The following is a 4,800-nucleotide window of genomic DNA, read 5'->3' on the forward strand; positions in this document are numbered from 1 at the left end:
ATTTAGCTTACGCGCGTCGGCGACCATGCCTTCGGCGGTGCGGCTCATGGTCTGGGCAAACAGGGTGCCGTTTTCGCCCACGGCTTTTTTCAGTCGCGGCAGCACGTCCCAGATGGATTCGCGGCTGGCGGCCACAATGCTCGGGTTGGTGGTGACACCGACAATCGGGAAAATTCGGGCCAGACGTTCCACTTCCTGTACGTTGGCGGTATCCAGATACAGTTCCATGCTATTTCCTCTTAAAGTTCCAGTTCGTGTTGCAGCAGGCTGGCGATAGCGTCGGCAGAGGCGGCGTTAACCAGAGCGCTGCGGAATTCTTCATGCATGATGCGGCGGGCCAGGCGCGAGAAGATGCGCATATGCTGGTCTCCGGCGGCATGTTTGTTCAGCGTCAGCATAATGATGAACTGCGCCTCGTCATCGCCCCAGGCCACCGGTGCGGGCAGGCGGGCGACGCTGATGGTCGACTGCTCAATATGTTCAGACTTGCTGTGCGGAATGGCGAAGCTGAAGCCCAGCCCGGTGGAGAAGACCGCTTCTCGCGCCCACAGGTCGGCTTCCAGCTTGCGCGGGTAACGGCAGCGTCCGGCGAGCAGCAGGTTGTCGGTCATCCCTTTGATGACCTCTTCTTTGCTGCGCCAGTCGTTGTCGAGCGAAATACAGCGCGGGGTAATCAGCGGGGCGTCCTGCTGACTCATGCGGAACTGGGCGAGCAGATGCTCCACTTCCAACGACGTACGGCAGGCCATTGCCTGGTTGAGCAACTGACGGCAGGCGCGGCTGTCGAGCTGCGCCAGACGCGCTTTGGTCGCCGGAATCGACGGCGCGCTCATGCTGATTTCGTCCATTCCGAGCCCAACCAGCAGCGGCAGTACCGAGCCTTTAGCGCCCAGCTCGCCGCACAGGCCAATCCATTTCCCCTGACGATGCACCGCCTGCACGGCGAAATCGAGGGCGCGCAGGAAGGCCGGATTCAGACTGTTGTAGTGGCGAGTCACTTTGGCATTATCGCGGTCAACCGCCAGCAGATACTGGGTCAGGTCGTTGCTGCCGATACTGAAGAAATCAATTTCTTCACAGCACTGATCGATGATGAACATCACCGACGGCACTTCCAGCATGATGCCCAGCGGAATGCGCTCATCAAACGGCACGTGTTCGCTGCGCAACTGCTGTTTAGCTTCGGCCACCTTCTCTTTGACCCATAAAATCTCTTCCATGGAGGAGATCATCGGAATCATGATTTTCAGGCTGCCGTGGGCGGAAGCGCGGAGAATCGCGCGCAGCTGGGTGGTGAACAGTGCGGAGTACTCTTCATAAATGCGTACCGCACGGTAGCCAAGGAACGGGTTGTTCTCCGCCGGGATATTGAGGTAATCCACCGGCTTATCGCCGCCGATGTCCATGGTGCGGATAATAATGCTACGCCCTTCGGCGGACTCCAGCGCCTGGCAGAAAATGTTATACAGCTCGCTTTCGCTCGGTTCGCTGGCTCTGTCCATATAGAGCATTTCGGTGCGGAACAGGCCGACGGCCTCCGCGCCATTGCCAAAGGCCGCCTGTGCTTCAACGGAGTGGGCAATGTTGGCGGCAACTTCCAGACGAATGCCGTCGGCGGTGCGCGCTTCTTTATGCAGCCACACGCTTTGCTGTTCGCGAATGGCGGCCTGTACGCGTGCTTCCTGTTGGTAGTAACGGGAGATGGCCTCCGTTGGGGCAACAATCACCGCGCCCGCGTTGCCATCGAGATAAACCGGCTGGTTCTGCCACGGCGTCAGCGCTTCAATCTCCACGCCCACGAGGGTCGGAATATTAAAGGAGCGAGCGAGAATGACCGTGTGCGAGGTGGTGCCGCCGCTTTGCAGCAGCAGGCCTTTGAGCAGGGTTTTGTCCAGTTCGAGGAACTGGCTTGGGGTCAATTCTTCCGCAACGCAGATGGACGGCTGGGTAAGCTGGCCCGGTGCCGGGAAGCGGTCTTCACCATAAATATGTTGCAGCAGCTGGAAGCCGACGTCGCGCACGTCCAGCGCGCGCTCTTGTAAATAGCTGCTGCTGGAGCGGGCAAATTCGGCGCAGAAGTGGTTGGCGCTCTCAACGATGGCCTGCGCGCAGCTCAGACCGTTATTCACGCCTGCCAGTAAATGCTGGCGCAGCGAGGTATCGGTGGCGAGCGAACGGTGCGCTTCCAGGATGGCGCTGGCGGTACTGTCGTTGTCTAACAGCCGCAGTTCCAGCGTTCTGACCAGCCGCGTCAGGCCACTATCCAGCGCTGCCTGTTCTTGCTCTGCGCTTTTGGCGGGCGGCAGTTCACCGAGGTTGTTGAGATCCAGCGCCGCAAGGCGAGTGAGCACGCCGCCCGCGCTGCCGTTGCAGACCGGCAGCGCGCGAAATAGCGTCGGGTTGAGGCGAGTTAAGGACTCCGGCAGTGCCTCCTGCTCGACGTTGGCAACCTCGCGCCAGCGGCGCATCGCACAGGGGAAACTCCTCTTTCAGCCAGGCGGAGAGGCGTTGATGTGCGCTCTGTTCATCCGCACCGTTCAGCAGCAGGCGGCAGCTATCGCCCGACAGCGTATCGGTGCCGATAATCGCCAGCGCGCTTTTAGCATTGCCCTTACGGTCCGTGCGCAGGTTATGCCACTCAATATCGCAGCTAAATGTGTTGCACAGCGTCTCCACGTGACTGGCCGGGCGGGCGTGGACGCCGTTCGGTAATTCACAGACAAATTCAACAACCAATGCCATAACCTTCTCTCCCAAATCATTCGATATGGGTAACAGAATAGGGGGCTTGTGAAGGGCCATGCTATCTGACATTTATGTCAAAAACTGGACAAATGTATGGTCTGCTGGAAAATGCGAGCAACCTCACAGGTTGCTCGCCTGGTGTGTTTTGCGCGTTGTTGCGCTAACTTTGAGGTCGCTCGCATTTTTCTTCTGACATTACAAAAATCCAGTAAATGCACTTTTTATCCACTGTCTGTCCCGCCGCCAATTGCCTATTGTTTGCCACAACACCCTAATAGACATGGGCCGAAGAAGCCCAGGAGCGACTGATGAAAGAATTGGTGCAAATACTCAAAAACACCCGTCAGCATTTAATGACTGGCGTGTCGCACATGATCCCGTTTGTTGTTGCAGGCGGCATTTTACTGGCCGTCTCCGTCATGCTGTACGGCAAAGGGGCCGTACCTGATGTAGCAACCGACCCTAACCTGAAAAAGCTATTTGATATTGGCGTCGCGGGCCTGACGCTGATGGTACCGTTCCTGGCCGCCTACATTGGTTACTCGATTGCTGAACGTTCTGCGCTGGCGCCTTGCGCCATCGGCGCGTGGGTAGGTAATAGCTTTGGTGCGGGCTTCTTCGGCGCGCTGATTGCCGGGATTATTGGCGGCATCGTGGTCTACTACCTGAAGAAAATTCCGGTGCACAAAGTGCTGCGCTCGGTGATGCCTATCTTCGTGATTCCTATCGTCGGCACCTTTATTACCGCGGGCGTCATGATGTGGGGGCTGGGCGAGCCGGTGGGGCTGCTGACCTCCAGCCTGACGCAGTGGCTGCAAGGCATGCAGGCTGGCAGCATCGTGGTGCTGGCGGTGATTATGGGCCTGATGCTGGCGTTCGATATGGGCGGCCCGGTGAATAAAGTGGCCTACGCTTTCATGCTGATCTGCGTTTCTCAGGGCGTCTATACCGTGGTGGCGATTGCCGCCGTCGGCATCTGCGTTCCGCCGCTGGGTTTGGGGCTAGCGACGCTGATTAACCGTAAAAACTTTAACAATGAAGAGCGTGAAGCGGGGAAAGCCGCGCTGGTCATGGGCTGCGTAGGGGTAACTGAAGGGGCGATTCCGTTCGCGGCGGCCGACCCGCTGCGCGTCATCCCTTCCATTATACTGGGTTCCGTCTGCGGCACCGTCACCGCCGCGCTGATGGGGGCACAGTGCTACGCCGGGTGGGGCGGCTTGATTGTCCTGCCGGTGGTTGAAGGCAAGCTGGGCTACCTGCTAGCGATTGTGGTTGGTGCGGTAGTGACGGCGGTTAGCGTCAACGTCCTGAAAAGCCTGGCGCGTAAGAACAAAAAAGCGGTTGTCGAAAAAGAAGACGACTTAGATTTAGATTTTGAAATTAACTAATTGAGAAGGTAGAAGATTATGACCAATATTATTGCGGTAACAGCTTGTCCTTCCGGTGTAGCACACACTTACATGGCAGCGGAAGCGCTGGAGAGTGCGGCAAAATCGAAAGGCTGGAACGTGAAGGTCGAAACGCAGGGGTCAATTGGTCAGGAAAATGAGCTGACGGCGAGCGATGTAGCCGCAGCCGACATGGTGATTCTGACCAAAGATATCGGCATTAAGGCCGAAGAGCGTTTTACAGGGAAAACCATCGTGCGGGTGAATATTAGCGATGCGGTTAAACGCGCCGACGCTATTATGAATAAGATCGAGGCACACTTAGCGCAAAGCGCGTAAGTTTGACCCCGATACAATAGAAACTCAGCAACTGGCGGGCGCGAAAGGATTTTTTGCGCCCGCCAGCGTTTGTTTTCTGCAAGGAGGAGACGATGACGGTAACGAGCGGAAGAATGCTAGTGGCAGTAACGGCCTGCGTCAGTGGGGTTGCCCACACGTATATGGCGGCGGAACGTCTGGAAAAACTCTGTCAGCAGGAAAAGTGGACGATAAAGATAGAAACGCAAGGTGCGCTCGGCATTGAAAATGCGCTGACGGAAGAGGACATCCGCCGTGCAGACGCGGTGCTCCTGATTACCGATATTGAGCTGAACGGTGCAGACCGTTT

4 protein-coding genes and 1 pseudogene are annotated in these 4,800 nt (G+C 57.4%); 3 read left to right on the top strand and 2 right to left on the bottom strand.

Annotated elements, in window-relative coordinates; genetic code table 11:
- The coding region (locus GKAS_RS22740; RefSeq protein WP_035897724.1) for a transaldolase family protein at positions 1 to 228 on the bottom strand (228 nt) is incomplete at its 3' end.
- An 11-nt stretch (positions 229 to 239) separates the two neighbouring features.
- A pseudogene (gene ptsP, locus GKAS_RS22745) lies at positions 240 to 2,742 on the bottom strand (phosphoenolpyruvate--protein phosphotransferase).
- A 311-nt stretch (positions 2,743 to 3,053) separates the two neighbouring features.
- Here ptsP and GKAS_RS22750 point away from each other — a divergent pair.
- The 3 genes from GKAS_RS22750 to GKAS_RS22760 form a co-directional block, all read left to right on the top strand.
- Positions 3,054 to 4,133, top strand: coding sequence for a PTS fructose transporter subunit EIIC (locus GKAS_RS22750; protein WP_035897726.1), 1,080 nt, complete (start codon positions 3,054 to 3,056; stop codon positions 4,131 to 4,133).
- 18 nt (positions 4,134 to 4,151) lie between these two features.
- Entirely contained in the window at positions 4,152 to 4,472 is a 321-nt protein-coding gene (locus GKAS_RS22755; protein WP_035897728.1) for a PTS fructose-like transporter subunit IIB, read from the top strand.
- 92 nt (positions 4,473 to 4,564) lie between these two features.
- Positions 4,565 to 4,800: fructose PTS transporter subunit IIB (locus GKAS_RS22760; RefSeq protein ID WP_035897730.1), on the top strand; the 236-nt coding region annotated here is incomplete at its 3' end.

This window comes from Kluyvera ascorbata ATCC 33433 (assembly GCF_000735365.1).
GTDB lineage: Bacteria > Pseudomonadota > Gammaproteobacteria > Enterobacterales > Enterobacteriaceae > Kluyvera > Kluyvera ascorbata.

Excerpts from the sequence above, each read along its gene's own strand:
- GKAS_RS22750 (WP_035897726.1), top strand. The coding sequence starts at position 3,054 with ATGAAAGAATTGGTGCAAATACTCAAAAACACCCGTCAGCATTTAATG.
- GKAS_RS22755 (WP_035897728.1), top strand. The coding sequence starts at position 4,152 with ATGACCAATATTATTGCGGTAACAGCTTGTCCTTCCGGTGTAGCACAC.